This is a genomic window from Okeania sp. SIO2B9 (genome assembly GCF_010672505.1).
In the GTDB taxonomy this organism is placed as follows: Bacteria; Cyanobacteriota; Cyanobacteriia; order Cyanobacteriales; family Microcoleaceae; genus Okeania; species Okeania hirsuta.
On sequence record NZ_JAAHGK010000741.1, the window covers coordinates 1 to 3,893 of the forward strand.

A 3,893-nucleotide genomic window follows, 5' to 3' on the forward strand; every position below is an offset into this window, starting at 1 on the left:
ATACTAGATTTTCACCATTTTATCCTGTAGTTAGTCTATAAATAATGTATAGCAGAAAAAAGAAAGGTTTAGTTATCTAGGCGATTAGTTATCTAGGAGAGAAGGAACAATCTTGCGTTGTCTGAGTTTTAAGCTTTTGATATACCTGCGCCCTTTCCTTCGACTGCTATATTTACTAAATTAAACCAGGCAGCAATTGTCAAAATTAAATCTTTTTTATTCCATTTTTTTCAGACCTTTTTTCTCTCTCACCTATTCCCCATACCTACTTTTTTGTAAATTTTCTCAATCCAATTGGTATAAGACAATTTTGATAAATCATTATCTTTTTCTTTATGGGTTTAATACACCGTCTACAATTGGTTGGAGTTTGAGTCCCAATCTACTTCTTCCTTCTGGCTTCTTCCTTCTTCAACTCAGCTCTTGACAATGTACTGTCTGAATAAGATATTATTGTTTATATAACGAAAATACCATGATTATAAGTGCCTCAAATGTATTTATTTGATCCTAATAAAACCCTAGTTATAGTCCTGCAAATATGCTTTCGATCAAAAAATATTTATCCTCACTAAGCAATCAGCGGAAATTCGCAAGATTACTCAGAAGTACGCTGAGATTTATCTATAGTTTATTAGAAATTGCTACTATTTTACTCACTGTTATTTTCTTAATTTTAGGAATTATTTATATTGAAAATACCATAGAACAAAAAACACAGTGGGGTAAAGTTTTTCTAGAATCCCTTGAAGACTCGCAAATTCTAGGAACTATTGAAAATATTAGCATTGTCACAGCATTAGTTATTTACATTAGGTGGGGAAAAAAGAAATCCCATTATCAAGCTTGGCAGGTAATTGACTCTGCCCAAGGATTACAAATTAGCTATGCTAGAATCAAAGCGCTAGAAGAACTTGTAAAAGGAGGTGTTTGTTTAAAAGGTTTATCTTTACCTAAAACCAATTTAGACCAAGTTAATTTAGTAGATGTAGATTTTAAAGAAGCAAATCTTCAAGGAGCAAAACTTTTAGAAGCCAACCTTCGAGGAGGTAAATTTGAATTAACTCAATTACAAGGAGCTTTTCTCTGGGGAGCAAATCTTCAAGATACTTTCTTTCTTTTAACTCAACTTCAAAAAGCAAATTTTAGTTCAGCAAATCTAAAAAATGCCGATATGGAGGGAGTTAATCTCTTAGAAGCAAATTTACAAAAAGCGAATTTGGAGGGAGCTTATATACTAGGAAATCTTCAAGGTGTTGACTTACAAGAAGCAAATTTAAAAGGAGCAAATCTGCAAGGTTGTTATCTGAAAAACGCTAACTTTCAAAGTGCAAATTTGAAAGGAGCAAACTTACAAGAAGCAAATTTACAAGGAGCAAACTTTCACGATGCTAATCTACAAGATACCAACCTACAAAAAGTAAAAGGGTTGAATCCATTACAGATTAAATCTGCTAATAACTGGCAACAAGCTAAATATTCTAGAGAATTTTACTCTCAGTTAAATTTACCAGAAAAATGAAGGCAGAAGGCATCCCCCCTTGCCCCCCTTTGAAAGGGGGGAGGAAGAAGGGAAAATTGCTTATGAATAGTCAACGACCGACCACTCCGTCTATAAAAATAGCAGTCCTAAATCATTTGTGATAATTTTATTGCTTTGGTATTCGTTATTCCCTGTTCCCTGTTCCCTGTTCCCTAAAATCTATAATATCTCATAATTCCCTGTTCCCTGTTCCCTGTTCCCTAAAATCTATAATATCTCATAACTCCCTGTTCCCTGTTCCCTGTTCCCTGTTCCCTAAAATCTATAATATCTCATAACTCAAATAAGATTGCTAAATAATATGAACAAAAGCCATATTCGGCTCAACAAAACCACAAGAGAATGGGTTATTTATGCGCCAAACCGAGGCCAACGTCCCCAGGATTTTCAACAAGAAAATATAGTACAAGAACAAGTAGAAAGTCACTCTCCGAACTGCCCTTTTTGTACTGGTAATGAAGAGCGTCTAGGAGGTATTTTATTAGAGAAACAAAACCCAGAAAATACTAACTGGCAAGTACGGGTTATTCCTAATAAATTTCCCGCTTTAACTCCTGAAGGAAATACCGATCGAAAATTAGAAGGAATTTATCTGACCATGCCTGGTTATGGTAGACATGAAGTAATTATTGAAAATGCCGACCATAGCAAAGATATTCCTACAATGTCTATCCAAGAAGTAGAGATTATAATTGATACTTACCATCAACGTTACATCGAACTTATGGAAATAGATGAAAGTATGATGGTAATTATATTTAGAAATCATGGTAAAAAAGCAGGTGCTTCTTTACGTCATCCCCATTCTCAAATTATTGCTACTAGCATTGTTCCCCAACATCGACGCTGGCAAGAAGAAGAAGCTCAAAGATATTATGATGAATTTGGGCGCTGTTTATACTGTGAAATATTAGCATTTGAAAAACAAAATAAAACGCGAGTAATTGAGGAAAATTCATCCTTTTTAGCTTTTATTCCCTTTGCTGCTAAAGCACCTTTTGAAATCTGGATAATGCCAAAAGAACATCAAGGTGATTTTGGTAGTATTTCAGACCAAGAAAAATCAGATTTTGCATTAATTCTCAAAAATATTCTCACCAAATTATCAGAAAAATTAAACGACCCAGATTATAATTATGTAATTAACACTGCTGCTCGTTATAAAGCAGAAGAACCACAAGTACATTGGTATTGTTTAATTGAACCTCGACTTACCACACCGGCAGGTTTTGAAATTGCTTCTGGTATTAGAATTAATCCCTCCCTTCCAGAACTAGATGCAGAATTTTTAACTGCTACTTAGGGTTTGCTGAAAAAGTATGCATGGTAAAGGTAGGAGTCAGGAGTCAGGAGTCAGGAGTCAGGATAAATGGGAATTATAGAGGAGGTAGGAAGAAGAGTTGTCCCTTGATTTTTCTGCCTTTGTCTGCCCTCAATACTAATTTTTTGAACTTTTTAGACCAAAAAGCTAGCACTTTTTTCGATCCAAAAAGGCTAAAACCTTCATCCGTCAATTCTTTGAGATTTAATCAGCAATCCCTACTTAATAGCAGGGAATAGGGAATAGTAGGAAAAACATTTCTGTGTTTCAAATTGATCATTATTTTATGCCTTAAACAACTATTTATTTGCTATAAAACCTCTTTTTGGGATGCAGCAAGAGCAATAGCTCCCACAATAATTTGATGTTCTTGTATTTGAATTCTTTCGTGCAAAGTTTCTGGTGTATCGTCAGGCAAAATTGGTACAGCCGCCTGCATTAAAATTGGACCATTATCTACTTCTACATCTACTAAATGTACCGTACAACCAGTTATTTTTACTCCAGCTTCTAATGCTTGTTCGATAGCTTTAATACCTCGAAAACTAGGTAATAAACTGGGATGAATATTGATAACTTGATTAGGAAAAGCATCTATTAAAACCTTAGTAACAATTCGCATCCAACCCGCCATAATTACCCACTCTACATCATATTCTTGTAGAGTTTCAACAATTTTGCCGTCAAATTTTTCTCTATTTTTGTATTCTCGATGATTTAATAATATTGTCGGCACGCCCCATTTTTCTGCTCTTGTTTTAACCTTTGCTCCAGGATTATTATAAATCATTACCTGAACTTGAGCATTTAATTTTTGATTATTTATTGCCTCCATAATAGCCTCAAAATTACTACCATTCCCAGAGGCGAGAATTCCTAATTTCAAAGGAGAATTTTTTGCCGAAAAATTCTCAGGAATAGCTGGAGAAATTAGAAAAGAATTAGAATTAAGTTGTTGAGATTCAGTTGTCATTTTTGCAAGTTAAATAGTGGGAATTGTTTAGATTATATAGCAGAAGGAAGAAGGAA

General features: G+C 34.3%; 4 protein-coding genes. 3 read left to right on the forward strand and 1 reads right to left on the reverse strand.

All coding sequences use genetic code 11. The annotated features are described in order from the left end of the window. The first annotated feature begins 541 nt into the window (after positions 1 to 541). The 3 genes from F6K13_RS22595 (at position 542) to F6K13_RS22605 (ending at position 3,103) form a co-directional block, all read left to right on the forward strand. Positions 542 to 1,522: a pentapeptide repeat-containing protein gene (locus F6K13_RS22595; RefSeq protein WP_124145061.1), complete on the forward strand. Its 981-nt coding sequence runs from the start codon at positions 542 to 544 to the stop codon at positions 1,520 to 1,522. A 310-nt stretch (positions 1,523 to 1,832) separates the two neighbouring features. Continuing rightward, entirely contained in the window at positions 1,833 to 2,846 is a 1,014-nt protein-coding gene (gene galT / locus F6K13_RS22600; protein WP_339379557.1) for a galactose-1-phosphate uridylyltransferase, read from the forward strand. Positions 2,847 to 2,866: 20 nt separating this feature from the next. Next, a complete protein-coding gene (locus F6K13_RS22605) occupies positions 2,867 to 3,103 on the forward strand; it encodes a hypothetical protein (RefSeq protein WP_124154680.1) in 237 nt (78 codons plus the stop codon). Between the two features lie 71 nt (positions 3,104 to 3,174). Here F6K13_RS22605 and purN read toward each other — a convergent pair whose 3' ends face one another. Then, positions 3,175 to 3,837, reverse strand: a complete 663-nt coding sequence (gene purN, locus F6K13_RS22610; protein WP_124154681.1) for a phosphoribosylglycinamide formyltransferase — start codon at positions 3,835 to 3,837, stop codon at positions 3,175 to 3,177. Between the last annotated feature and the right edge of the window lie 56 nt (positions 3,838 to 3,893).

Bases quoted from the DNA above. Each gene is read 5' to 3' on its own strand.
- F6K13_RS22595 (WP_124145061.1), top strand. From the start codon at position 542: ATGCTTTCGATCAAAAAATATTTATCCTCACTAAGCAATCAGCGGAAA.
- purN (WP_124154681.1), bottom strand. From the start codon at position 3,837: ATGACAACTGAATCTCAACAACTTAATTCTAATTCTTTTCTAATTTCT.
- F6K13_RS22605 (WP_124154680.1), top strand. From the start codon at position 2,867: ATGGTAAAGGTAGGAGTCAGGAGTCAGGAGTCAGGAGTCAGGATAAAT.